This is a genomic window from Chitinibacter bivalviorum (assembly GCF_013403565.1).
In the GTDB taxonomy this organism is placed as follows: Bacteria; Pseudomonadota; Gammaproteobacteria; order Burkholderiales; family Chitinibacteraceae; genus Chitinibacter; species Chitinibacter bivalviorum.
In genome coordinates, this window is the sequence record NZ_CP058627.1 from 43,649 (window position 1) to 66,718 (window position 23,070).

Below are 23,070 nucleotides of genomic sequence, written 5' to 3' on the forward strand. Positions count from 1 at the left end.
GCGCTCTTGAACATAATTGGCATCAAGTTTGCTTTATGTGAACTGACTCTTTTTTGTGGTGCCAAATCATGGCGACGAATTCAAGTAATGCTCTTAATTTATTGAACCCTGCGACTCGTCCCGTTGAGGCGCGTAATACACGCGAATTTAGCCCCAAGAACGAACAGGATTTTGGCGCCCAATTTAAGAGCGAAATGAATAAAGCGCAGCAAGCCAAACCTGCTGAGAATCGTGAAGCTAAAAGTGCGGATAAAGCTGCTAAACAGCAGGCCAAGCAAGACGCGGCGGCTCAGGATGGGGTCAATTCAAAGCCTGTGGCCGATGAGGTGAAAAAAACTGCGGATGCCGCTGGCTCAGAGCCGGAAAAAGAAGATAATCCAGAACAAACCGCCGCTTCACCAGATGGGAATGTCAACGCGCTGTTGGCAATGATGCAAGTCGTAAATCCTCAAGCAGCAACCCCACCATTGGCGCCGACGCCTCCCGGATTGGATGTTGAAAAGGGGCAGGGTGAGTTGCTGGCGGTTGCAGAAGATGGTGCAAAAAACAGCTCAGCGAAACTTCCCTTTGGTGTGGCTGATGCGACTGATGACGCCTTGACTCAGGATGATGCATCACGTCGTCCAAAATCTGAGCTTGCGGTACTGGGCGCAGATTCGAAAGCCTCTGCAGCGGCAAACATTGCCGCAACTGGTGCAGTATTGCCGCATGAGTTGTCGACAGATGATGCACTCAAATCAAAAGAGCTCAATACGTTTGCGGATGCCTTAGCTATTAAAATGAATCCGTCGGCTATGTCCGCAACAGGGTTTGGGCAATCAAATGGCATTCAGTCGACGACTGCACAAATGACCACAGCGGCTGCGCATGCTGCATCTAATGCGGTAGCGAGTCATTATGTAGAAACGCCAGTACAAGATGCTCGCTGGGGTGATGCCGTCGCACAGCGTGTGTCGATGATGTTGAGTAAACAAGAGCAGCAAATCGAAATGCAGCTCAATCCGCCCAATCTAGGCCCAATGGAAGTACGATTAAATCTGGGCAATGAGCAGGCTTCGGTGATCTTTACTTCACAGCATGCCGCTGTGCGTGAGGCCTTGGCTGCTGCTACTCCAAAACTTACTGCCTTATTGGCAGACCAAGGTATCGTTTTGCAAAACGTACAAGTGGCGTCGGATTCATTACACCAGCACCAACAAAATCAGCATCAACAACAGCAAGCCAATTCATTTGAATTAGGCTCGCAAACAGCGCGATTTGGTGGGGTAAATGCCAGCTTGGGTTCGCAAACCATTGAACGGGTGGTGAATTTAAGTGATTTACGAATTCCTGCGGGTAGCACCCGCGTGAGTTTGTTTGTCTGATTTTCAATGTGTTACCTGAAAAACACTTGCTTAGCGCTTGTTTTATAGTATCTTTCGCTGTAGTGGTCGAAAATGCCTCAGCCATGCTGGGGTATTTTTTCTTGGGCTACTGATCCAATATCGTCAAATTTGATAGAGGCTGTACATATGTCCGAAGCTAAAGCAGATCCAAAAGCTGATGCAGCGCCAAAATCTAAGAAAAACATTCTGCTGTTCGCGATTATCGGTCTGGTTGTTTTAGTTTTGATTGTCGGGGGCGCTTTGGCGTTCTTTTTGCTAAAGAGCCCTGCGGAAGGTAATGCAGATGAAGCGGTCGCTGAAGCGAACGCTCATGCTGATGCCGAGAAAAAAGAAAAAGAGAAAAAGAAAAAAGAAAAAGAGAAGGGTGAGCATAAAGCCCCTGTGTTTGATAAATTGCAAGATCAACCATTTACCGTCAATTTAGCGGGCGAAACTGAATCTGTTTTGCAGGCTGAGATTATGGTCGAATTGTCTGATGAGCATGAAAAAGAAAAGCTAAAAGGTTTGCAGCCCAAAGTATTGGACGCAGTGAATCGTTTAATTCGCTCTAAAACGTTAGAAGAAGTTAAAACCACGAAGGGTCAGGAAGATTTGGCACGTGAAATTCGTGAGAAAATTAACGAAATCATGGAAGTTGAAGCGAAAGACGAAGGTGTTTTAAGCGTTAACTTTACTAAATACTTTTATCAATAAGCCGATAAATATTTATACCAGTCAAATAGTTAAGCAGGAATTCGAGTAGGAATATGGCTGACGATATTCTTTCCCAGGAAGAGGTCGATGCGCTACTGCGTGGCGTAACGGGCGAGCAAGACGAGGTCGAAGAGGACATCGACCCTCATGCTGTCCGCGACTATGATATTGGGCGTCAGGAGCGAATTGTTCGTGGGCGTATGCCCACGCTGGAAATTATCAACGAGCGTTTTGCGCGTAATCTACGCGTGGCGCTGTTTAATTTTATGCGCCGCAATGCCGAGATTAGCGTAGGCCCGGTGCGCGTACAAAAATACAGTGAATTTATCCGCAATCTGGTGGTGCCCACCAATCTGAATATGATTCAGATGAAGCCTTTGCGTGGCACTGGCTTGTTTATTTTTGACCCTGATTTCGTGTTTCTGGTGGTCGATAATTTATTTGGCTCGGATGGTCGTTACCACGTGCGGGTTGAGGGGCGAGATTTTACGCCGACTGAGCAGCGAATCATCCAGCGCTTGCTCGAAGTAGTTTTTGAAGAATTTCAGAAAGCATGGCAGCCGGTTTTTGAGTGCGAATTTGCTTATATTCGCTCGGAAATGAATACCCAGTTTGCCAATATTGCAACGCCCACCGAAGTGGTTGTGGCCTATACCTTCAAAATTGAATTGGGCGCGGGTGGTGGCGATTTTCACGTCTGCTTCCCTTATTCGATGATCGAGCCGATTCGCGACTTGCTCTATAGCAGTATGCAGGCCGACCGAATTGAAGCGGATAATCGCTGGACTAACTTAATGCGCAAGCAGGTTCAGCTGGCCGAAGTTGATCTGGTTGCCACGCTGGGTAATTCTCAAATTACGCTTGGAGAGATTCTGAGCTTGAAAGTCGGCGATGTGATTCCATTGGAAATCCCTGAAATCATTACCGCGACCGTGGATAGTGTGCCTGTGCTCGAATGTAAGTATGGTATTCTCCATAAGCAATACGCCTTGAAGGTTGATAAAGTACTGACCACCGCTGAGTCACTCAGCGGGCAAGAAGAGCAAGAGGAGCAAGACCATGGCTGATGACAATAATCCAGCAGAAGAAAATCCAGATGACATCATGGATGATTGGGCTGCGGCCTTAGCCGAGCAAGAAACGGTAGAAAGCACGCCTGCGAGCGATGCGCAGCCAGCCAATATTTTCCATAGTTTTGATACCAATGCCGTTCCCGCTGGCGCACCGAATAATATCGATATGATTCTTGATATTCCGGTGGCGCTAACGGTTGAATTGGGCCGCACAAAAATCGCTATTCGCAATTTGCTGCAATTGGCGCAGGGCTCTGTGGTTGAGCTCGATGGCTTGGCGGGTGAGCCGATGGATGTACTGGTCAATGGCTGCCTGATCGCGCAAGGCGAGGTGGTGGTCGTGAATGAAAAATTTGGTATTCGTCTCACGGATATTATTACCCCTGCCGAGCGAATTCGGCGTTTACACAAATAAGCATGAAAAAATTACTTTTTCTCTGTAGCGGCAGCCTTGTTGGGCTGCCGTTGTCGGTTTGGGCGGCCGCAAATTCGGCTTCACTGCCAGCTGCTGCGCCAAGTAGCGCAGGGTCATTGTTGCAAGTCTTATTTGCGCTGGCCTTGGTGCTGGGGCTGATCGTGGCTGCGGCATGGTTGATGCGTCGGTTTTCCTTGGTGCCTGGCGGCGCTGGTGGTCAACTGCGTGTGGTGTCAGGTGTGATGGTTGGGCCACGTGAACGCGTAGTCATTGTCGAGATTCAGCAAAGCTGGCTGGTGCTGGGTGTCACAAGCGGGCAGGTGAATTTGCTTCATACCTTAGACAAACCAGAAGGGGTTGTGACGCCCACGCCGGCAGCCCCAGCTTTTGCTCAGTGGCTGCAAACGGCGATTGAAAAACGCAAGGTGGGCAAATGAAACGCCTCGGATTGATCAAGTGTTTATTGATACTCGTGCTTGGTATAGCTTCGCAGGCCATTTGGGCTGCTGAGCCTGCGGGTATACCCTTTATGTCATCAACGCAGACGGCGGGTGGCACGGCGTATTCCTTGCCGATTCAAACCTTGCTGTTTATGACGGCCTTGGGATTTTTGCCTGCGGTCTTGCTGATGATGACCGCATTTACGCGAATTGTGATTGTGCTGTCCTTGCTGCGTCAGGCGCTCGGCACCATGCAAAGCCCGCCGAATCAGGTCATTGTGGGATTATCGCTTTTTCTCACGCTGTTTGTGATGTCGCCCGTGCTCGATAAGATCTACACCACGGCATATCAGCCTTATTCCGAGCAAAAAATGAGCTTTAACGAGGCTTTGGATAAAGGTGCTTTGCCACTCAAAGACTTTATGCTCAAACAAACGCGGCAAAAAGATTTGAGTTTCTTTATCGAGGTGTCGGGCGCTCAAGCGCCGCAAGGCCCAGAAGATGTCAGTTTGCGTGTTTTGGTGCCCGCATTTGTCACCAGTGAGCTCAAAACTGCGTTTCAGATCGGCTTTATGGTCATTATTCCATTCTTGATTATCGACTTGGTGGTGGCCAGTATCTTGATGGGGATGGGGATGATGATGGTGTCGCCCGTCATGATCTCGTTGCCGTTTAAGTTGATGCTGTTTGTACTGGTTGATGGCTGGACGCTCTTGATGGGGTCCTTGGTGCAAAGTTTTTATGTGGGGACTTAGATGAGCCCAGAAACGGTCGTCACCTTGCTACAACGTGCCATGGAAGTGATGGTGCTGCTGTGTGGGCCTGTATTGCTTGCAACGCTGGTTGCGGGTTTGATTATCAGTATTTTTCAGGCCGCCACGCAGATCAATGAAGCTACCTTGTCGTTTATCCCCAAATTGCTGATCGCTTTTTTGGTGATGGTGCTCGCAGGGCCGTGGATGATTGAAACCATGACGGATTACATGACGCGCCTGTATCAAAGCATTCCGCAAGTGATCGGTTAAGCCATAAGACACAAATCCCCACGCTGCGACACTGCGTCTTGCCGTACCCTGTGTACAGTCTTCGACTCAGCGCTTTGCGTGACTATTTTAGGTTGATATTTCGATGTGGGTTGTGACGCAGGCGCAGATCGAGGTTTGGCTGGCCTTATTTTGGTGGCCATTTTTGCGCATTATGGGCACTTTGCTCTCTGATCCAGTCTTTTCCAATCGCCGCACGCCGGTGCGGATCCGCGTCGGCTTTGCGATTGTGCTGACCTTGGTGGTGGTGCCGATTTTACCGCCGATGCCGACGGTGCCTGTTGTTTCTCCCGATGGGATGCTCATCGCTGCGCGCGAATTGATTATCGGCTTGTCGATTGGTTTTGTGATGCGCCTTGTCTTTACCGCGGTGGAAATGGCGGGGCATTTGGCGGGTTTGCAGATGGGTTTGGGCTTTGCCTCATTTTATGACCCGCAAACTTCGGCCAACACCTTGGCCGTTGCGCAGCTGATGAGTCTACTCATGATCCTGCTGTTTTTAAGCATGAATGGCCATTTAATGATGCTGCGCGTCTTGCTGGAAAGCCTTGTGCAGTTGCCGGTGGGGCAATTGCATTTGAATGCCAAGGGATTTCAGCTGATTGCCAATTACGGCGGTGTGATTTTTCGGGCAGGGGTCATGCTCTCTATCCCCGTGATTGCTGCATTGCTGATTACCAATTTGTCGATTGGTGTGATGACGCGTGCCGCGCCGCAATTGAATGTGTTTGCGATTGGCTTTCCGATTACCTTGGCAATCGGGTTTGGTACGCTGTATTACTCTTTACCCTTTATGGTGCCTGAAATTGACCATTTGCTCGCTGAATACACGCGGAGTATGGGCAATATCCTGTCGACCTTTGGTCGCTAGTAGCGAAATACAATCGATGTGATTGAAATTGACAATACCCGACAAGTTTACTCGGGTATTGGGCTTCTGGTATAATCGTCTCAGTTTTGAAAATTGAGAGAATTTCATGAGCGCAGCGATTGCCGACGTGCAAAACACCCCTGATGTTCGCAATATTGCGATCAATAAAGTGGGGATTAAATCGATCCGTCACCCGATTAAGGTGGCCGATCGCGCCGATGGCGTGCAGCACACCGTGGCCGTATTTGATATGTATGTGTACCTGCCGCAGCATTTCAAAGGCACACACATGTCGCGCTTTATCGAGATTCTCAATAGCCACGAGAAAGAAATCTCGGTCGAGTCACTCGAAAGCATCGTACGCGAAATGTGTACTCGCCTCGAGGCTGAATCGGGCTACCTCGAAATGCGCTTTCCATTTTTCATCAACAAAACCGCACCAGTATCCGGTGTGCAAAGTTTGATGGATTATGAAGTTTCGCTGATTGGCGAAGTGAAAAACGGTGTGTTTAGTCAACGACTCAAAGTACTCGTGCCGGTGACGAGCTTGTGTCCTTGCTCGAAGAAAATCTCTGCCTATGGCGCGCACAATCAGCGCTCGCACGTGACGGTGGATGCCGAGCTGGGTGAGAATATCTGGATCGAAGAAATCGTTGAGCTGGTTGAAAAACAAGCGTCGTGCGAGTTGTTCAGCTTGCTCAAACGTACCGATGAGAAATACGTCACTGAGCGCGCGTATGACAACCCGAAATTTGTCGAAGACATGGTGCGCGATGTGGCGGCCAGCCTGAATGCTGAGCCGCGGATTGTGGCGTATGTGCTGGAGGCGGAGAATTTTGAGTCGATCCATAATCATTCGGCGTATGCGCTGATCGAACACGACAAACGAAACTGATGCATTGGGCGGCTGCGCCTGCTCGCCTTGACGCCAGCCGATGCTCGGAATGCTCATGGACTTTGTGTCCATTCCGCTTCCTGTGCTTCGGGTGACGGCAACGCGCTTTGGCTCGCTCGCCCACTTCAATCAGTTTGGACTATTTAAACGACGAAAAGGCTCCACTTGGAGCCTTTTCTATTGCCGCGCAATTTACTAGAGAAAACCGATGTATATTATTTTGATTGGCTACTTATTTGTTGTGATTATGATGTCGCTCGGGGCGGGGAGTATTACTGTCGGGGTCTTTTATTTCCTGTTTTTGGCGGTATTACCCACCTGGGGTTTATTGGCGCTCAAGCGCAGTATTCAACGCAGTAAGGCCGCTAAAGCCGCTGAGTTGGCGGAGCGCGAAGCCACGCTAACAGCATCTGAAGCAGTCACTGAGTCGGCGAATGAGCGACATTAAAACGTTTGCCACAGTGCAAACCTTGCCAACGCCACGCCTGACCTTGCGCGATTGGCGAGATAGCGATCTGCCCGCGTTTGCGGTACTGGGCGCCGATCCTGAAGTGATGCGCTATTTTCCTGCACTACTCAGTGAGGCCGAGAGTGATGATTTTGCTGCGCAGATTCGTGCGCGTTTACAGCAATATGGCTGGGGGTTTTGGGCGTTAGAGCTGCGTGAAACGCGCGAAGTTATCGGGATGGCGGGGCTCAATATCCCGCGTGTTCCGCTGCCGTTTATGCCGTGCGTCGAAATCGGCTGGCGGCTAGCACGCCCGTATTGGGGGCAAGGTTTGGCGTATGAGGCTGCGGCTGCTGCGCTGGCGTTTGGCTTTGATGAGTTGCAATTAGACGAGATCGTCGCGTTTACCGCGCTCGGCAATCTACGCTCGCAAGCACTGATGCAGCGATTGCAGATGCGCAAAGACGACGCGGCTGAATTTGATCATCCCGTACTACCAGTCGGGCACGCACTGCGCCGACATTGCTTGTATAGAATTGCTCGGGGTATATAAATAAAGGCCAATCTAGGATTGGCCTTTGTATTGATACTTGCGGATGTATATTTCAATGCGGCATAAAGTGGTGCAGCAAGGCAATGGGCATGGCACCCGCGATCATCAATAACACTTGATGAATAGTGTCTTTGATATGCGGGCGTTTGTGCAGGGTAGGAATCAAGTCGGCGATCGCCACATAAATTAGGCTGGCCGCGCCGAGCGCCAATAAATAGGGCTGCGCCGTTTCGACGATGCTCAGCGAAAAGTAGGCCAGCAAACCACCCGCGAGCGCAGCGAGCGAAGACAATAAATTAAACAGCAGCGCCTTGGCCTTGCTATAGCCCGAGTGTAGCAGCACGATAAAATCGCCGACTTCCTGCGGAATTTCATGCGCAATAATCGCCACCGCCGTCGCAATGCCGACCGACGTATCGGCCATAAACGCGGCCGCAATCACCGCGCCATCGAGAAAATTATGGAAGGTATCGCCGATCATAATCATCATGCCGGCACGGCCATGATCGTTGCCATGGGAATGCCCATGCGAATGGCCGTGTCCATGATGGTCATCGTGGCGATGCTCGTGGGCAGAGCCTTCTAGTTCTTCACAGGATTCATGGTGACAATGCCGCCAGATCACCAGCTTCTCCATGATAAAGAAGATGAAAATACCGAGTAAAATCGTCAGCGAAATGGCTTCTGGGCTGGCGTGAGGGGCTTGTTCAGCGACGGCAGTGACGGCGCTGGACGCCGCATGATGCGCATCTTGCAAAAAGCCGAGTTCGCCAGCGCCGTGGGCATGCTCATCGTGACCACCATGACTACCGAAGGCATGCGGCAAAATCTCAAGAAACACGGCCGCCAGCAAAGAGCCGACGGCAAAAGAAACGAGCTTGGGAATCCAGTTCGGCTTGGCAAAATACGCCATTGCGGCGGCGGCCATTACGCTGAGCAAACTGCCCAGCAGGCTCATCGTAATGATCCAGCTTAAAGTCGACATCGGTATAAATCCTGCAGATGCAACACTGTAACACAAAAATGCCATCCCCAACATGAGAAAGGTTCTCATCCATGCAACTCGCTGCGTTCAAATTGCATGGTTTGACCATTTTGCACGACAAGTGGCTATTTTGGTTTGACACTCCATGTCAGCCTGCCTAATTCTCAAGGCTACAAAATAAAGGGGTAAGAAAATGGGTTTTGTTGCGGGCACCTTGGTGCATACCAAGGACGGTTTGCGAGCGATCGAGTCGCTACAAGTCGGGGATTGGGTCTTGGCGAAGGATGAATCCGGTCAAGGCGATACGGCCTACAAACAGGTACTGAAAACGCTTCGTTTTGAAGACAAGGAAATTTGGTATCTAGAGTTTGGCTGGATGCGAACGAGTGACAAGCCGCAGCCAGAGGTTTGGGAAGGCTTTTTGACGTGCACCCGAAATCACCCATTCTGGGTCCGAGGCCGACATGGAAAAGTCAATGGCTTGGAACAAGTGGTGTGCGATGAATATACGCCACATGATGTTTGGCGCCGCGCAGATCTGCTAGAACCCGGCATGGTACTCGAGCTGGCCAATGGCGATTTGGTTGAAGTAAAAGCTTCGTTATATCTGGCGCAGACCGAAAAGGAACATGTTGGTTTTATCCAAGGAAATGGAGCTCCCGAGGCTTGGCAATATGATCTGGATGGCCGCTTGGTTGAGTTTGGCCCAGCAGGACCAACGACCGATATGCGGATATTCCCAGAGTTGGTGTACAACGAAGCACTGGAAGGTAAGGGTGACGAATTCGAGTTTCCGGTGTACCGCACGACGGTGTACAACATCGAGGTCGAAGACTTCCATACCTACTACGTCGGCGAGATGGGCGTTTGGGTGCAGAGTGAAGTGGAGTCGTAATAAACGAAAAGGACGCTGAGCGTCCTTTTCGTTTTTATGCGAGCCAAATCAAACTCGCCAACCGTCCTGTTTGTCCGTCGCGGCGGTAGCTAAAATAGGTCTCGGCTTGCGTCACGGTGCATTGATCGCCACCATAAATCGCAGTAATACCTAGGGTATGTAAGCGCTGGTGAGCCAATAGATAGATATTCGCCAGCCATTTACCCCCGCCTTGCGCCACAAAAGCTTGTTCGGCTTGCTCATCAATCGCCATAAAAGCGGCACGTACTTCGTCGCCGACTTCAAAGGCGCTTGGGCCGATGGCAGGCCCGAGCCAGACGAGGATGTCGCTGGCAGGGCAATCCATTTTGGCGACCGTCGCTTCGATCACGCCATTGCACAGGCCACGCCAACCCGCGTGCGCTGCGGCAACCACGGTGCCTGCGCGATCACAAAACAATAGCGGCAGGCAGTCGGCGGTCATTACGACACTCACCGCGCCACGCTGGCGTGTGTAGCTCGCATCGGCGTCGATGGGGCTGGTCACGCTGGCGGCGTCTACCACATCAACGCCATGTACTTGATTGAGCCAAGCTGGCGCTTGCGGCAGCGCTTGCGTGAGCAAGGCGCGATTGGCTGCGACATGCTCAGGCAAGTCGCTGACGTGGCTACCCAGGTTAAAGCTGCCAAATGGCGGCAAACTGACTCCGCCGAGGCGGGTAGTTTGCAGCGCTTTGACGTTCGCTGGCGCTGGCCAGTTTGGCGTAATGAGGTGCGGCTGATTCAAGGCTTATTCCCGAACGTAGATCAATTCACAATCGTGATCGTCGTCTTCATCGTCGTCCTCGTCATATTTGTCTTTGGCGAGTTCGAGATCAGCGCGCAGCGTAAAAATCAATTGCTCCAGATCGTGCGGAATTGGCGCTTTCCATTCCATGGTTTTACCCGTAGTTGGGTGAACCAGAGATAGCTTGCGTGCGTGTAGCGCTTGGCGATTGAGTTCTTCTAGCGCCATGCGCACTTCGGGTGAAATATCGAGCTTCGGCGGCGTGCCATAAACCTGATCGGCTGCCAGCGAATGCTTGAGGTGCGCCATGTGCACGCGAATCTGGTGGGTGCGGCCTGTTTCGAGGCGACATTCGATCAGCGTGTAATCGGCAAATTTTTCCAGCACCAAATAATGTGTGATGGATTCTTTGCCAGTGTGAACGACGGCCATTTTGGTGCGTTCGCGCGGATGACGGCCAATTGGAGCATCCACCGTACCATCGCGTTTGATATTGCCACGCGCCACGGCCAGATAGTGGCGTTTTACGGTGCGGGCTTGAAGTTGTTGAACAAGGTTGTTTTGTGCGGGCAAAGTGCGCGCGACGACCATCAGGCCGCTGGTGTCTTTATCAAGGCGGTGGACAATACCCGCGCGCGGGATTTGCCGAACTTCGGGGTAATGAAAGAGTAGGGCATTGAGTAGTGTACCTTCCCAATTGCCGCTGCCGGGGTGGACCACCAAGCCCGCAGGCTTGTTGATCACGATCAGCGCGTCGTCTTCGTAGACTACGTCCAACGGAATATCTTCCGCCGCGAAGGCCACTTCGTTCGGATCGGCTTGTACGTTAACCGTGAGAGTTTCCCCGCCCCAGAGCTTGGTTTTAGTGGTCGCGGCAGCGCCATCCACCGTCACCTGGCCATCTTTAATCCAAGTAGCCAAGCGTGAGCGTGAAAAATCAGGCAAAATCTTCGCCAGCGCCGCGTCCAGTCGTGTACCTGCCAAGTCGGCGGGCACAGTCAAAACACGGGTGTCTGAGAAGTCGTTATAATCGTCGAGTTCAATATCGGATTGCATCATGTATAAGATTCTACCTCGAATCCTCGTTTCTGCCTTGCTCATTAGCTTAATGGTTGCCTGCGCAGGGCCCGGCACTAGCAATGATGAGACTAAAGGCTGGTCAGCGGACAAGCTGTATTCTGAAGCCAAATCAGCGCAAGCTAGCCGTGAGTACGATAAGTCAAACAAGTATTTTGAACGCCTTGAAGCGCGTTATCCCTATGGCAAGTTTGCTCAACAAGCCCAGTTGGAGATCGCCTACAACTATTACAAAGACCAAGAACAAGCGCTGGCGTTGGCGGCCATTGACCGCTTTATGAAGCAAAATCCAGCGCACCCTAGCTTGGATTACGCGCTGTATCTAAAGGGTTTGGTTACTTTTACCGAGATTCAGGGCTTTTTAGCTGCGATCTCGCAGCAAGATTTGTCTGAGCGCGACCCTAAAGCGGCCCGTGAATCATTCAATACTTTCCGCGAATTAACGACCCGCTTCCCTGATAGTAAATATTACCGTGATGCACAATTGCGCATGGGCTATCTCATTGGTGCATTGGCCAATTATGAGCTGCATGTGGGGCGTTATTATTATAAACGCGGCGCTTACCTTGCTGCGGCAAATCGCGGTAAGGCGCTGATTGATAATTTTAGTAATACCAAGCAGGTCGAAGGTGCATTGGCTTTGATGTATCACTCTTACGATAAATTGGGTATGACAGCCTATCGTGATGATACCAAGCGCATCTTGATGCAAAACTTCCCCAATAGTCAGGCGCTAGAGAAAGACATGACCGTCGATATCTACTGGTGGGCCCCAATTTAAAATATTTTGGTAAAAGGCTTGACGAGCGCGCGTAAGGTCACTATTATTCGCGTCTCTTTTGGGGGTATAGCTCAGTTGGGAGAGCGCTTGCATGGCATGCAAGAGGTCAGCGGTTCGATCCCGCTTACCTCCACCAAATTAGAAGAGTTGTGTGTTAGCCTCAAGACATGTAATTCAGTAGTACGTAGTCCCTATCGTCTAGAGGCCTAGGACACTGCCCTTTCACGGCGGCAACCGGGGTTCGAATCCCCGTGGGGACGCCAGTTTAGATTGATATGTAGTAAAAAGTTTAAGTCCCTATAGTTTAGCGGTTAGAACACTGCCCTTTCACGGCGGCGGCCGGGGTTCGATTCCCCGTGGGGACGCCAGTTAAAAATAAAAAAGACACCTTCGGGTGTCTTTTTTATTGCCTGCTATTTCTATGATTTAGTGATGGCCTTCGCGCAGATGTTTTTCGTATTCAATGCGGGCATGGGCGAGGCAGTCATAGAAATCAATATTCAGTTGGGCACAGAGCTCAATGCAAAGTTGCAGCTCTGAAGTGATTTCGTGACTCAATGTAGTTTTAGAAACCTGTTTGAGCTGCTGATTAGTGCAAACGTCGAGTTGTACCATGATTCCTACCTCTGTCTGTTGCGTGTATTGCTATATGCAATAAGCATGCCGAGCGATTTCACGCTCCACAATACCTTCTTGTAATTTATTGCAGTGCAACGTAAAAGGCACGCAGCAAACCCTGATAAATGCTAGGGTTTTTTGTACAGGGTATGGGTATACGCATAAAATCCTTTTTGATTAAGGTCTATATCGATATACGTATAGAGTATTGCAAGTGAAGCGCTGAGCCGTGTTGCGTTTAGGCATCGCTTTTTGTGGGGTCTTTTACTGTTTGTTAGTCAAAGTCCGGCAAGAATGACATGACGGCGGCAAAGTTTGCCTGCTAAGCCTACCCATTTGATGAGCGTAAAAAAACCACGACCTTGATCGTGGTTTTTTGTGGCCCCTAGTTAGGGATTATTTTTTGCGTTGTGGTGGCAGGTCGGTACAAACACCTTTCGCGACTTCAGCGGCCATACCAATCGATTCGCCCATGGTTGGGTGCGGATGGATGGTTTTGCCAATGTCGACCGCGTCTGCGCCCATTTCAATGCCCAGACATACTTCACCTATCATATCGCCTGCGTGTGGGCCAACAATCGCACCGCCGAGGATTTGGCCGTTTTCAGCGTCGAAAATCAGCTTCGTAAAGCCCTCATCACGACCATTGGCAATCGCACGGCCTGATGCTGCCCATGGGAATACGCCTTTGGTGATCTTGATGCCGTCGCGTTTGGCTTGATCTTCGGTCAGGCCAACCCAAGCCACTTCTGGGTCGGTGTAGGCCACGCCTGGGATCACGCGCGCGTCGAAGTAGGCTTTGTGATCAGCGGCGTTTTCAGCGGCCACGTGCGCTTCGTGCACGGCTTTGTGCGCCAGCATCGGCTGACCTACCAAGTCGCCAATCGCGAAGATGTGCGGTACGTTGGTGCGCATTTGTTTATCGACGGCGATAAAGCCTCGCTCATCAACGATCACGCCCGCATTTTCAGCGCCGATTTTCTTGCCGTTCGGCGAGCGACCGGTCGAGTACAATACCAAATCGTAGCACTGTGGCTCGCTTGGTACTTTCGGGCCTTCAAACGTCACCCAGATGCCGTCTTCTTTGGGCTCAATGCTGGTCGTTTTTGATTGCAACATGATGTTGTCAAAACGGTGTTTATTCCAGTCTTGCCACACTTTTACGAGGTCGCGGTCAGCACCTTGCATCAGGCCGTCAGACAACTCAACCACGTCCAGACGCGCGCCCAGTGTTGAGTACACGGTACCCATTTCCAGGCCGATAATGCCGCCGCCGATAATCAACATGCGTTTAGCTGTCGCTTTGAGCTCTAGCGCGCCAGTTGAATCAACAATGCGTGGGTCGTTTGGGATGAAAGGCAATTTCACAGCTTGTGAGCCCGCCGCGATAATCGCTTTGGCAAACTTGATGACTTTTTTCTCGCCAGTCAGATCTTTACCGCTGCCCGAAGTCAATTGCACTTCGATGTGGTGGGCATCGAGGAAAGTACCGATACCGCGCACATGCTCGACTTTACGCATCTTGGCCATGCCAGCCAAACCGCCAGTGAGCTTGTTGATGACTTTCTCTTTGTAGCCACGCAATGCGTCCACATCGACTTCAGGCGCGCCAAACTTGATACCGTTCGATGCCAAGTGAGCAACTTCATCGATCACCGCGGCATTGTGCAGCAAGGCTTTCGACGGAATACAACCCACATTCAAACACACGCCGCCCAGTGAGCCATAACGCTCAACGATCACGGTTTTCAGGCCTAAGTCGGCTGAACGGAACGCCGCAGAATAGCCGCCAGGGCCTGCACCCAAGACCATCATGTCCACTTCCATATCAACCGCGCCGGCGTATTGGCCAGCGACCGGTGCAACAGTTGGCGCTGCGGCTGGAGTTGCAACAGCTGCAGCAGGGGCGGCAGCCGGTGCTGCGGCGGTAGGCGCTGGCGCAGCTGCGCTGGCGGCCACTTCGAGTACTGCAATCACGCTGCCTTCAGAAACTTTGTCGCCCACGGCGATTTTGAGTTCTTTGATCACGCCAGCATGCGTCGATGGGACTTCCATCGTCGCTTTATCGGTTTCCAGCGTGATCAGGCTTTCTTCGACGGCCACGGTGTCGCCGACTTTGACAAACAATTCGATAATCGCCACGTCATTATGACCGCCGATATCGGGTACTTTCAATTCAATGGTATTACTCATGATTTATTCCTGTGAGGTCTTGGGTATGAGGTGGGGGGCTAGGTTTAGATTGATCTGTAGACCAATACCTAGCCCATCACGCCTCGCAGAATTAGAGAATCAAACGACGAACGTCGCTGAGCAATTTGCCCAGATGCACGGTGAAGCGACCCGCTTGCGCGCCGTCGATCACGCGGTGATCGAATGACAAGGACAATGGGCACATCAGGCGCGGCGCGAATTCTTTGCCGTTCCAAACTGGTTTGATTTGCGATTTGCAAACGCCCAAGATCGCTACTTCAGGTGCATTCACGATTGGCGTGAAGCCAGTGCCGCCGATGCCGCCCAAGCTAGAAATCGTGAAGGTTGCGCCTTGCATATCGGTTGGCTTGAGTTTGCCTTCGCGCGCAGCGAGTGACAAATCAGTCAATTCTTTGCAGATTTCCTTCAGGCCTTTTTTATCCGCATCTTTGATGACCGGAACAACCAAGCCGTTTGGCGTATCAGCCGCAAAACCGATGTGGTAGTACTGCTTGAGTACCAGATTGTCGCCATCCAGCGATGAATTCATTTCTGGGAAGGCTTTGAGCGCTTCAGCCGCAGCCTTGATGATGAAGGCCAATGGGCTAATCTTCAGACCTGATTTTTCCCACTCTTTGCCAACTACTTTGCGGAAGTCTTCCAGCTCAGTGATATCGCACTCGTCGTTAAACGTCACGTGAGGAATCACAACCCAGTTGCGATGCAGGTTCGCGCCAGAAATTTTCTTGATGCGAGAGAGTGGCTTGGTTTCGATCGGGCCGAATTTAGCAAAATCGACTTTTGGCCATGGCAACAAATCAATACCACCACCCAATGAAGCACCGCTGGCTGCTGGTGCGGCCAGTGAAGATGCCACAGCGCTGGTCATCACTGATTTGACGAATGACTGTACGTCTTCGTGCAAGATACGGCCTTTCGGGCCTTTACCGGCGATCTTGCTCAGATCAACGCCCAATTCGCGCGCGAATTTGCGTACTGATGGTGAAGCGTGGGCTTTATTGAAGTTGGCTTCGTCAAACTTAGCTGGCGCAGATGCGACTGCTGCTGGTGCGGCAACTGGTGCAGCTACGGCTGGAGCGGCAGCAACTGGCGCAGCCGCAGGTGCGGCAACTGGAGCCGCCGCTGGCGCAGCTGCTGCAGCGCTAGAACGTACGGTCAGAACCAAAGCGCCTTGCGCTACTTTGTCGCCGACTTTAACTGCGATGCTTTCCACGACGCCGGCCGCAGTCGATGGTACTTCCATGCTGGCTTTGTCAGATTCAAGCGTGATCAAGCCATCATCAATCGCGATGGTGTCGCCCACTTTAACGTTCACTTCAATCACTTCAACCGCGTCGAAGTTGCCGATGTCCGGCACGTGAACTTCAACAGATGTGGCAGCCGCTGCTGGTGCGGCAGCAGGGGCTGCGGCTGGCGCGGCTGCTGCTGGAGCGGGTGCTGCCGCTGCAGCGCCAACTTCCAACATCAACACGACATCGCCTTCAGATGCTTTGTCGCCGACTTTAATTTTCACTTCTTTCACGATGCCGCCTTCGGTGGCGGGTACTTCCATCGTCGCTTTATCGGTTTCGAGGGTGATCAGCGATTGTTCTTTCTCGATCACATCGCCCGCTTTTACAAATACTTCAATGACTTCTACCCCAGCGTGGCCGCCGATGTCGGGGATCTTCAATTCAATAATGTTGCTCATGGTCAAATCCTGTGAGGGTGGGGTATATCCCGCCGTTAATTGTTCAGATTGGCTTTGGGTGATATACCCAAGCCAATCTGTTTCTCACTTATTAGTTACACAGTCCAAGGCGCTGGGCGCTCAGTGCGGATGCCGTATTTCGCAATCGCTTCAGCCACTTTAGCCACTGGCAACAAGCCTTCGTCTGCCAAGGCTTTCAATGCGGCTACAGCTACGTGGTAACGATCTACCTCAAAGAAGCTGCGCAATTCTTCGCGGCTAGCCGAACGGCCAAAGCCATCGCAACCCAATACCACAAAGCGGCCAGGTACATATTCGCGAACTTGGTCAGCGTAAGTGCGTTTGTAGTCGGTTGCGCAAATGACTGGGCCTTGTGCGTCTTTCAGGCATTCCGTTACATAAGGAACGCGCTGCTCAGCCGTTGGGTTCAGGTAATTGAAACGTGTTGCGGCCATACCGTCGCGACGCAGTTCGTTAAAGCTAGGTGCTGACCAAATGTCGGCATCAACGCCAAAGTCGGCTTTCAGCAAATCAGCGGCAGCAATCACTTCGCGGAAGATCGTGCCTGAGCCCATCAATTGAACTTTGAGCTTACCGGCTTCGCCTTGTTTGAATTTGTACAGACCACGCAGAATGCCTGCTTCCACACCGGCTGGCATCGCTGGATGAGCGTAGTTCTCATTCATGACTGACAGGTAGTAGTAGATATTTTCTTGGTCTTGGTACATGCGGCGCATACCGTCTTGAACGATCACCGCCAATTCGTAGGCAAACGTCGGATCGTAAGATACGCAGTTCGGTACGAATTCAGCAAACAAGTGGCCGTGACCATCTTGGTGTTGCAAGCCTTCGCCGTTCAATGTCGTGCGACCCGCTGTACCGCCGATCAAGAAACCACGTGCGCGCAAGTCGCCCGCAGCCCACGCCAAGTCACCGATACGTTGGAAACCGAACATCGAGTAGTAGATGTAGAACGGAATCATCGTGTGGCCGTGATTGGCGTATGACGTTGCCGCCGCGATCCAATCAGACATCGCACCGGCTTCGTTAATCCCTTCTTGCAGGATCTGACCAGTTTGCGATTCTTTGTAGAACATCAGCTGATCAGCATCTTGTGGCTCGTACAACTGACCCACGTGAGACCAGATACCAAGCTGACGGAACATGCCTTCCATACCGAAAGTACGGCTTTCATCTGGCACGATAGGTACAACGCGTTTGCCGATTTGCTTGTCTTTAACCAGCGTGTTCAAGATACGAACAAAGGCCATGGTCGTTGACATTTCACGCTCGCCTGAGCTTTCGAGCAAGGCTTTGAATGCGTCGAGCGCTGGTACTTCCAGTGGTTCGTTCACTGGTTTACGCGATGGGATAAAGCCGCCCAATGCTGCGCGACGTTCCATCATGTATTTGTATTCAGGGCTGTCTGCGGGTGGACGATAGAAGGTGCATGCTTTGGCTTCTTCGTCAGACAATGGCACATGGAAACGATCACGCAGATGCAGCAAATCGTCGTCGCCCAATTTTTTGGTGTTGTGCGCGGTATTTTGTGATTCGCCTGCTGCGCCGACACCAAAACCTTTCACGGTTTTCACCAACAGCAATGTTGGTTGACCTTTGTGTTCAACGGCCGCTTTGTAGCCCGCGTACACTTTGAATAGATCATTACCACCGCGCGTCAGTTTCCAGATGTCGTCGTCGGACATCGCAGCAACCAAGTCGAGCAATTCTGGGTATTTGCCAAAGAAATGTTCGCGTACGTACGCGCCATTTTTTGATTTGTAGGTCTGGTATTCGCCGTCAACTACTTCCATCATGCGTTTTTGCAGCAAGCCTTTCTTGTCTTGTGCCAACAACGCATCCCAGCCTGTGCCCCAGATGACTTTAATCACGTTCCAGCCAGAGCCGCGGAAGTCGCCTTCGAGTTCTTGGATGATTTTGCCATTACCACGAACTGGGCCGTCCAGACGTTGCAAGTTGCAGTTGATCACGAAAATCAGGTTGTCGAGTTTTTCACGGCCAGCCAGTGAAATCGCACCCAGAGATTCAGGTTCGTCCATCTCACCGTCACCGCAGAAACACCAAACGTGACGATCGCCTTTTTGTTTAAAGCCACGATCATCGAGGTATTTCATAAAGCGAGCTTGGTAGATCGCCATCAATGGGCCAAGGCCCATTGATACGGTTGGGAATTGCCAGAAATCAGGCATCAACCATGGGTGTGGGTATGAAGACAGGCCATCACCATCGACTTCGCGGCGGAATTTGTTCAATTGGTCTTCAGAGATACGGCCTTCCAAGAAAGCGCGTGAGTACATGCCTGGTGCAGAGTGGCCTTGGAAGTAAACCAAGTCGCCGCCGTGGTTTTCATTCGCGGCGTGCCAGAAGTGATTCCAACCCACATCGTACAAAGTCGCTGCCGAAGCAAACGATGAAATATGACCGCCTGGCTCAGCGGCATCGCGATTGGCTTTGGCCACCATCGCGGCTGCATTCCAGCGGGTATACGACAAAATACGCTCTTCAAGGTGCGCATTGCCAGGGTGCTTGGCTTGCAAGTGCGCTGGTACCGTGTTGATGTACGCGGTGGTGGCGGTGTAGGGGATGTTTACACCATCTTGACGAGCTTGATCTACCAGTTTCTCCACCAAGAAGTGTGCACGTTCTGCACCAACTTGTTCAATCACGCCTTGTAGCGCATCTAACCATTCTTTGGTTTCTTGTGGATCATGGTCGTTGATCTGATCTGCCATCGTGTATCTACCTTGTGAGTGGGTTATTTTAAATTTTCACTATTATCTGGTTTATGTATCCAGACTTGAATGGCGCAGGGTTCGCCTGCACCATTCGGTTTTGTAAAGAAAGGCTTAGCGTGGTGTATTGCGTTTGAAATAGTTAATCAAGCCATTGGTTGACGCGTCATGGCTGGTGGTGAGGCCCGGCGTTGTTAAATCGGATTCGATTAGCTTAGCCAATTGTTTGCCTAATTCAACACCCCACTGATCGTAGGAGTTGATATTCCAGACCGTGCCTTGTACGAAAATTTTATGTTCGTACAAAGCAATCAAGGCACCCAAGCGACGTGGTGTCAGACGCTGCATGATGATGGTATTGGTTGGGCGATTGCCTTTGAAAATCTTGTGTGGAACAAGATCGTCTTGTGCCTGGCCGGTAATGCCTGATTTTTCTAGCTCGGCGCGCACTTCAGCTTCATTTTTGCCGCGCATAAAGGCTTCAGTTTGGGCAAAGAAGTTGGCCATCAGGATGGTGCTGTGTGGCTCAGGAATATCTGGGTGCTCGATCGTTGCGATAAAATCGATCGGTACGATTTGTGTGCCTTGGTGCAGCATCTGGTAGTAGGCATGCTGACCGTTAATCCCTGCATCACCCCATACGACTGGACCAGTGGCGTAATCGACGCGATTGCCATCGAGGTCTACGGTTTTACCGTTGGATTCCATGTCGAGTTGCTGCAAATAAGCAGGGAAACGCGACATACATTGATTGTACGGTGAGACCAGTTGCGTATTGGCTCCAAAGAAATTGCCATACCAAATGCCCAGCATCGCCATAATCACGGGGACGTTTTGTTCCAGTGGTTTGCCACGGAAGTGTTGATCCATGGTGTACGCACCATGCAACAAATCTTGGTAATTGTGTTTACCCAAATAAATCGCAATCGGCAGACCAATGGCCGACCACAATGAATAACGGCCGCCAACCCAATCCCAGAATTCGAACATGTTTTTGGTGTCGATACCAAATTCGGCCACGGCTTTGCTATTGGTCGAAACGGCCACAAAGTGTTTGGCGATGTGTTTTTCGTCGCCAGCCGCTTTAACAAACCAAGCGCGTGCAGTGCGTGCATTGGTAATTGTTTCTTGGGTGGTAAATGTTTTCGATGCGATGATAAATAGCGTGGTTTCTGGATTGAGTTTTTTTAACGTCGAAACGATTTGGTCGCCATCGACCGTCGAGACAAAATGCATCGACAGGCGCGCGTGGCCATATTCTTTGAGTGACTGACAGACCATCAATGGGCCCAAATCCGAGCCACCAATACCGATATTCACGATGTCTGTGATTGGTTTGCCTGTGTAGCCTTGCCATTCGCCTGAGCGAACTTTGTCAGAAAAGTCGCCGATTTGCTCTTTGACCGCATTGACTTTCGGCATCACATCTTCGCCATCCACTACGATGGGGTTGTGATCCAAGTTGCGCAGAGCGGTGTGCAGCACAGCGCGTTTCTCGGTGATATTGATTTTTTCGCCCGAGAACATTTTTTCGATGCGCTCTTTCACCCCAGATTGACGCGCCAACTCGAATAATAATTGCATCGTTTTTTCTGTGATGCGATTTTTCGAGTAATCGAAAAACAAGCCGCCGGTTTCCAGCGAGAATTTCTCAAAACGATGTGGATCGTTTTGGAATAAATCACGCATATGCAGCGGTTCGACTTCCTTGAAATGCTCTGTTAGCGCTTGCCAAGCTGGCGATGAAGTTAAATTAGACATCGACACTAATCCTCGTGTATCACTATTGGTGCTGTTATTAGTTTTGGTTCGCTTACTCATGGCCGCGAACTCGTTTTTCTTTCATATTGCGTTTCATTTTTTCGAGCTGATCAATCAACTCTGGGCCGCGTTTGAGTGCAACCCCAACGGCGAGTACGTCAATAATCACCAAATGCACGATGCGGGTAATCATCGGAGTGTACAAATCCGGGTCTTCCATCGTATCGGCGTAGAGGCAAATATTGCAGCGTTTAGCCAGTGGCGATTTGCTGTGCGTAATGCCAATCACGTCCGCACCGGCATCACGGGCAATTTCAACCGAGCGCAGCATATCGAGCGTGCGGCCCGAGTTGGAAACGGCAATCACCGCATCGCCGGGCTTGAGCATTGATGCGCTCATGCCATGCATGTGCGGGTCGGTGTAGGCAACGGTAGGAACGCCGAGGCGGAAAAACTTATTTTGCGCATCGATGGCCACTGCGCCAGATTGGCCTTGGCCCCAAACTTCGATTTTGTGCGTGTTTGATAAGACTTTAATCGCGCGTTCGAGTACTTCAGTGTCGAGCTCATTGCGACAACGCAGCAGGTGCGAAATATTATTGTCGAATAATTTGCGTGCCAGATCGTGCGCCGAGTCATCCGATGACACCATCGAGTGAACATAAGGCACACCCGAAACCAAGCTACGCGTCAGGCGCAATTTGAAATCTTGCAGGCCTGAGCAATTGAGCGAACGACAAAAGCGAATCACTGTCGGTTGAGATACATCGGCAAGATCGGCAATTTGGGCAATCGGCGCATTTGCAACCAGATTGGGCTGAGCGATCACCAGCTCAGCGACTTTACGCTCAGATTTTGATAGTGAATCAATTACTGTTTTGATGCGTTCGAGCATTTGCTTATTCCTCACCCAAACGTGCACGGTCACAGCCCAAATGGCGGGTGACGTAAAAATTGAAGTTTAATTTTAGCGTCATGACTTTGACACTCAGGCCGCCCAAAATACGTTGGCGAGCGGCACTTGATCAAGGACGCGACGAATCGGGTATTGCTCAGTGAGTGCGACATTTGCCGCCATCGCGTTGAGCAGGAGTTCTTTTTTGCTCTCGCCAGTGATATGCACCAATACTTTCGGGCTTTTCACGATGGTTGGGAGCGTTAAGGTAATGCGCTGATGCGGTGCAACGGGTGGCGTAACGGCGGCCAACAAAGCAGTTGACTCACATGCTGCTTCGAGTTCAGCAGCCGCTGGGAATAATGAGGCCGTATGACCGTCATCGCCCATGCCCAAAATCACGACGTCGATGGGGTTTGGCATCTTGGCCAAGCGCGCTTCGATTTCAGCGAGGGCTTCGTGGGGTGTTGCTTGAGTATTAACCAGAGATACGAAAGTGGCAGCAGCGGCGCCATCTTGCAATAAATTTTCGCGGGTTAAGCGCTCATTGCTATCGGCATGATCAGGCTGAACCCAGCGTTCATCGACCAAGGTAATTACAACGCGAGACCAATCGAGATCGCTATTGCGTAAAGCTTTGAACATGCCTGCAGGTGTGCGACCACCAGAAACCGCAAGGCCAGCAGTGCCGCGCGCGGCAATCGCTTTTTTAAGTTCGTCAGCAATGGTTGCTGCGAGTTGCTGATCCAGTGTTTCTTTGTTGCTAAACTCATGCCATTGCAAAGCCATTCAATTCTCCAAACTACAATCTAGACGGGT

The 23,070-nt window shown here is 51.1% G+C and carries 23 protein-coding genes and 3 tRNA genes; 16 read left to right on the forward strand and 10 right to left on the reverse strand.

Translation table 11 applies throughout. The annotated features are described in order from the left end of the window. The first annotated feature begins 68 nt into the window (after window positions 1-68). From HQ393_RS00210 to HQ393_RS00260, 11 genes are all read left to right on the forward strand, one after another. Window positions 69-1,364 carry a flagellar hook-length control protein FliK gene (locus HQ393_RS00210; protein WP_179356875.1) on the forward strand — a complete coding sequence of 432 codons (1,296 nt, stop codon included), beginning with the start codon at window positions 69-71 and terminating at the stop codon, window positions 1,362-1,364. A gap of 147 nt (window positions 1,365-1,511) precedes the next feature. Then, window positions 1,512-2,078, forward strand: coding sequence for a flagellar basal body-associated FliL family protein (locus HQ393_RS00215; RefSeq protein ID WP_179356876.1), 567 nt, complete (start codon window positions 1,512-1,514; stop codon window positions 2,076-2,078). 53 nt (window positions 2,079-2,131) lie between these two features. Continuing rightward, on the forward strand, window positions 2,132-3,145 hold the full coding sequence (fliM, locus tag HQ393_RS00220; RefSeq protein WP_179356877.1) for a flagellar motor switch protein FliM: 1,014 nt from the start codon (window positions 2,132-2,134) through the stop codon (window positions 3,143-3,145). Further along, entirely contained in the window at window positions 3,138-3,566 is a 429-nt protein-coding gene (fliN, locus tag HQ393_RS00225) for a flagellar motor switch protein FliN (protein WP_179356878.1), read from the forward strand. The genes fliM and fliN overlap by 8 nt, the downstream gene beginning before the upstream one ends. A gap of 2 nt (window positions 3,567-3,568) precedes the next feature. After that, complete coding sequence (gene fliO, locus HQ393_RS00230; protein WP_179356879.1) at window positions 3,569-4,003, forward strand: flagellar biosynthetic protein FliO; 435 nt, start codon at window positions 3,569-3,571, stop codon at window positions 4,001-4,003. Next, entirely contained in the window at window positions 4,000-4,761 is a 762-nt protein-coding gene (gene fliP, locus HQ393_RS00235) for a flagellar type III secretion system pore protein FliP (RefSeq protein WP_179356880.1), read from the forward strand. The genes fliO and fliP overlap by 4 nt, the downstream gene beginning before the upstream one ends. Further along, window positions 4,762-5,031 carry a flagellar biosynthesis protein FliQ gene (gene fliQ, locus HQ393_RS00240; RefSeq protein WP_179356881.1) on the forward strand — a complete coding sequence of 90 codons (270 nt, stop codon included), beginning with the start codon at window positions 4,762-4,764 and terminating at the stop codon, window positions 5,029-5,031. Between the two features lie 103 nt (window positions 5,032-5,134). After that, window positions 5,135-5,920 carry a flagellar biosynthetic protein FliR gene (gene fliR, locus HQ393_RS00245; protein WP_179356882.1) on the forward strand — a complete coding sequence of 262 codons (786 nt, stop codon included), beginning with the start codon at window positions 5,135-5,137 and terminating at the stop codon, window positions 5,918-5,920. A 106-nt stretch (window positions 5,921-6,026) separates the two neighbouring features. Further along, window positions 6,027-6,815, forward strand: coding sequence for a GTP cyclohydrolase FolE2 (gene folE2, locus HQ393_RS00250; protein ID WP_179356883.1), 789 nt, complete (start codon window positions 6,027-6,029; stop codon window positions 6,813-6,815). Between the two features lie 208 nt (window positions 6,816-7,023). Next, on the forward strand, window positions 7,024-7,263 hold the full coding sequence (locus tag HQ393_RS00255) for a hypothetical protein (protein WP_179356884.1): 240 nt from the start codon (window positions 7,024-7,026) through the stop codon (window positions 7,261-7,263). Then, window positions 7,250-7,816 (forward strand): GNAT family N-acetyltransferase, encoded by a 567-nt coding sequence (locus HQ393_RS00260; protein ID WP_179356885.1) that lies wholly within the window; start codon window positions 7,250-7,252, stop codon window positions 7,814-7,816. Before HQ393_RS00255 ends, HQ393_RS00260 begins: the two co-directional genes overlap by 14 nt. Window positions 7,817-7,868: 52 nt before the next feature. Here HQ393_RS00260 and HQ393_RS00265 read toward each other — a convergent pair whose 3' ends face one another. Then, on the reverse strand, window positions 7,869-8,801 hold the full coding sequence (locus HQ393_RS00265) for a ZIP family metal transporter (protein WP_179356886.1): 933 nt from the start codon (window positions 8,799-8,801) through the stop codon (window positions 7,869-7,871). 193 nt (window positions 8,802-8,994) lie between these two features. On the opposite strand from HQ393_RS00265, the gene HQ393_RS00270 reads away from it, so the two are divergent. Then, complete coding sequence (locus HQ393_RS00270) at window positions 8,995-9,696, forward strand: polymorphic toxin-type HINT domain-containing protein (RefSeq protein WP_179356887.1); 702 nt, start codon at window positions 8,995-8,997, stop codon at window positions 9,694-9,696. A gap of 34 nt (window positions 9,697-9,730) precedes the next feature. Here the strand turns inward: HQ393_RS00270 and pgeF are convergent, their stop codons facing one another. After that, a complete protein-coding gene (gene pgeF, locus HQ393_RS00275; RefSeq protein WP_179356888.1) occupies window positions 9,731-10,462 on the reverse strand; it encodes a peptidoglycan editing factor PgeF in 732 nt (243 codons plus the stop codon). 3 nt (window positions 10,463-10,465) lie between these two features. Then, complete coding sequence (gene rluD, locus HQ393_RS00280) at window positions 10,466-11,521, reverse strand: 23S rRNA pseudouridine(1911/1915/1917) synthase RluD (RefSeq protein ID WP_179356889.1); 1,056 nt, start codon at window positions 11,519-11,521, stop codon at window positions 10,466-10,468. On the opposite strand from rluD, the gene HQ393_RS00285 reads away from it, so the two are divergent. The 4 genes from HQ393_RS00285 to HQ393_RS00300 all read left to right on the forward strand — a co-directional run bounded on the left by HQ393_RS00285 (window position 11,520) and on the right by HQ393_RS00300 (window position 12,688). Then, window positions 11,520-12,320, forward strand: coding sequence for an outer membrane protein assembly factor BamD (locus HQ393_RS00285; RefSeq protein ID WP_179356890.1), 801 nt, complete (start codon window positions 11,520-11,522; stop codon window positions 12,318-12,320). The two genes, rluD and HQ393_RS00285, sit on opposite strands and share 2 nt — an antisense overlap. A gap of 60 nt (window positions 12,321-12,380) precedes the next feature. Continuing rightward, a tRNA-Ala gene (locus tag HQ393_RS00290) sits at window positions 12,381-12,456 on the forward strand. A 51-nt stretch (window positions 12,457-12,507) separates the two neighbouring features. Then, window positions 12,508-12,583: transfer RNA gene (locus tag HQ393_RS00295), tRNA-Glu, on the forward strand. 30 nt (window positions 12,584-12,613) lie between these two features. Further along, window positions 12,614-12,688 (forward strand) — tRNA-Glu (locus tag HQ393_RS00300). Window positions 12,689-12,746: 58 nt separating this feature from the next. Here HQ393_RS00300 and HQ393_RS00305 read toward each other — a convergent pair. From HQ393_RS00305 to pgl, 7 genes are all read right to left on the reverse strand, one after another. Next, window positions 12,747-12,935 carry a hypothetical protein gene (locus HQ393_RS00305; RefSeq protein WP_179356891.1) on the reverse strand — a complete coding sequence of 63 codons (189 nt, stop codon included), beginning with the start codon at window positions 12,933-12,935 and terminating at the stop codon, window positions 12,747-12,749. Window positions 12,936-13,334: 399 nt separating this feature from the next. Continuing rightward, window positions 13,335-15,131, reverse strand: coding sequence for a dihydrolipoyl dehydrogenase (gene lpdA / locus HQ393_RS00310; RefSeq protein ID WP_179356892.1), 1,797 nt, complete (start codon window positions 15,129-15,131; stop codon window positions 13,335-13,337). 91 nt (window positions 15,132-15,222) lie between these two features. Continuing rightward, the gene (gene aceF / locus HQ393_RS00315; RefSeq protein ID WP_179356893.1) at window positions 15,223-16,842 is read right to left on the reverse strand and encodes a dihydrolipoyllysine-residue acetyltransferase; all 1,620 of its coding nucleotides are present in this window, start codon (window positions 16,840-16,842) and stop codon (window positions 15,223-15,225) included. A 95-nt stretch (window positions 16,843-16,937) separates the two neighbouring features. Then, window positions 16,938-19,595, reverse strand: a complete 2,658-nt coding sequence (gene aceE / locus HQ393_RS00320) for a pyruvate dehydrogenase (acetyl-transferring), homodimeric type (RefSeq protein WP_179356894.1) — start codon at window positions 19,593-19,595, stop codon at window positions 16,938-16,940. Between the two features lie 114 nt (window positions 19,596-19,709). Then, complete coding sequence (gene pgi, locus HQ393_RS00325; RefSeq protein WP_179356895.1) at window positions 19,710-21,356, reverse strand: glucose-6-phosphate isomerase; 1,647 nt, start codon at window positions 21,354-21,356, stop codon at window positions 19,710-19,712. Window positions 21,357-21,408: 52 nt separating this feature from the next. Beyond that, window positions 21,409-22,251 carry a transcriptional regulator HexR gene (gene hexR, locus HQ393_RS00330; RefSeq protein ID WP_179356896.1) on the reverse strand — a complete coding sequence of 281 codons (843 nt, stop codon included), beginning with the start codon at window positions 22,249-22,251 and terminating at the stop codon, window positions 21,409-21,411. Between the two features lie 93 nt (window positions 22,252-22,344). Next, complete coding sequence (gene pgl, locus HQ393_RS00335; protein WP_179356897.1) at window positions 22,345-23,040, reverse strand: 6-phosphogluconolactonase; 696 nt, start codon at window positions 23,038-23,040, stop codon at window positions 22,345-22,347. Window positions 23,041-23,070 lie beyond the last annotated feature (30 nt).

Bases quoted from the DNA above. Each gene is read 5' to 3' on its own strand.
- HQ393_RS00210 (WP_179356875.1), top strand. From the start codon at position 69: ATGGCGACGAATTCAAGTAATGCTCTTAATTTATTGAACCCTGCGACT.
- HQ393_RS00215 (WP_179356876.1), top strand. From the start codon at position 1,512: ATGTCCGAAGCTAAAGCAGATCCAAAAGCTGATGCAGCGCCAAAATCT.
- fliM (WP_179356877.1), top strand. From the start codon at position 2,132: ATGGCTGACGATATTCTTTCCCAGGAAGAGGTCGATGCGCTACTGCGT.
- fliN (WP_179356878.1), top strand. From the start codon at position 3,138: ATGGCTGATGACAATAATCCAGCAGAAGAAAATCCAGATGACATCATG.
- fliO (WP_179356879.1), top strand. From the start codon at position 3,569: ATGAAAAAATTACTTTTTCTCTGTAGCGGCAGCCTTGTTGGGCTGCCG.
- fliP (WP_179356880.1), top strand. From the start codon at position 4,000: ATGAAACGCCTCGGATTGATCAAGTGTTTATTGATACTCGTGCTTGGT.
- fliQ (WP_179356881.1), top strand. From the start codon at position 4,762: ATGAGCCCAGAAACGGTCGTCACCTTGCTACAACGTGCCATGGAAGTG.
- fliR (WP_179356882.1), top strand. From the start codon at position 5,135: ATGTGGGTTGTGACGCAGGCGCAGATCGAGGTTTGGCTGGCCTTATTT.
- folE2 (WP_179356883.1), top strand. From the start codon at position 6,027: ATGAGCGCAGCGATTGCCGACGTGCAAAACACCCCTGATGTTCGCAAT.
- HQ393_RS00255 (WP_179356884.1), top strand. From the start codon at position 7,024: ATGTATATTATTTTGATTGGCTACTTATTTGTTGTGATTATGATGTCG.
- HQ393_RS00260 (WP_179356885.1), top strand. From the start codon at position 7,250: ATGAGCGACATTAAAACGTTTGCCACAGTGCAAACCTTGCCAACGCCA.
- HQ393_RS00265 (WP_179356886.1), bottom strand. From the start codon at position 8,801: ATGTCGACTTTAAGCTGGATCATTACGATGAGCCTGCTGGGCAGTTTG.
- HQ393_RS00270 (WP_179356887.1), top strand. From the start codon at position 8,995: ATGGGTTTTGTTGCGGGCACCTTGGTGCATACCAAGGACGGTTTGCGA.
- HQ393_RS00285 (WP_179356890.1), top strand. From the start codon at position 11,520: ATGTATAAGATTCTACCTCGAATCCTCGTTTCTGCCTTGCTCATTAGC.
- rluD (WP_179356889.1), bottom strand. From the start codon at position 11,521: ATGATGCAATCCGATATTGAACTCGACGATTATAACGACTTCTCAGAC.
- HQ393_RS00305 (WP_179356891.1), bottom strand. From the start codon at position 12,935: ATGGTACAACTCGACGTTTGCACTAATCAGCAGCTCAAACAGGTTTCT.
- lpdA (WP_179356892.1), bottom strand. From the start codon at position 15,131: ATGAGTAATACCATTGAATTGAAAGTACCCGATATCGGCGGTCATAAT.
- aceF (WP_179356893.1), bottom strand. From the start codon at position 16,842: ATGAGCAACATTATTGAATTGAAGATCCCCGACATCGGCGGCCACGCT.
- aceE (WP_179356894.1), bottom strand. From the start codon at position 19,595: ATGGCAGATCAGATCAACGACCATGATCCACAAGAAACCAAAGAATGG.
- pgi (WP_179356895.1), bottom strand. From the start codon at position 21,356: ATGTCTAATTTAACTTCATCGCCAGCTTGGCAAGCGCTAACAGAGCAT.
- hexR (WP_179356896.1), bottom strand. From the start codon at position 22,251: ATGCTCGAACGCATCAAAACAGTAATTGATTCACTATCAAAATCTGAG.
- pgl (WP_179356897.1), bottom strand. From the start codon at position 23,040: ATGGCTTTGCAATGGCATGAGTTTAGCAACAAAGAAACACTGGATCAG.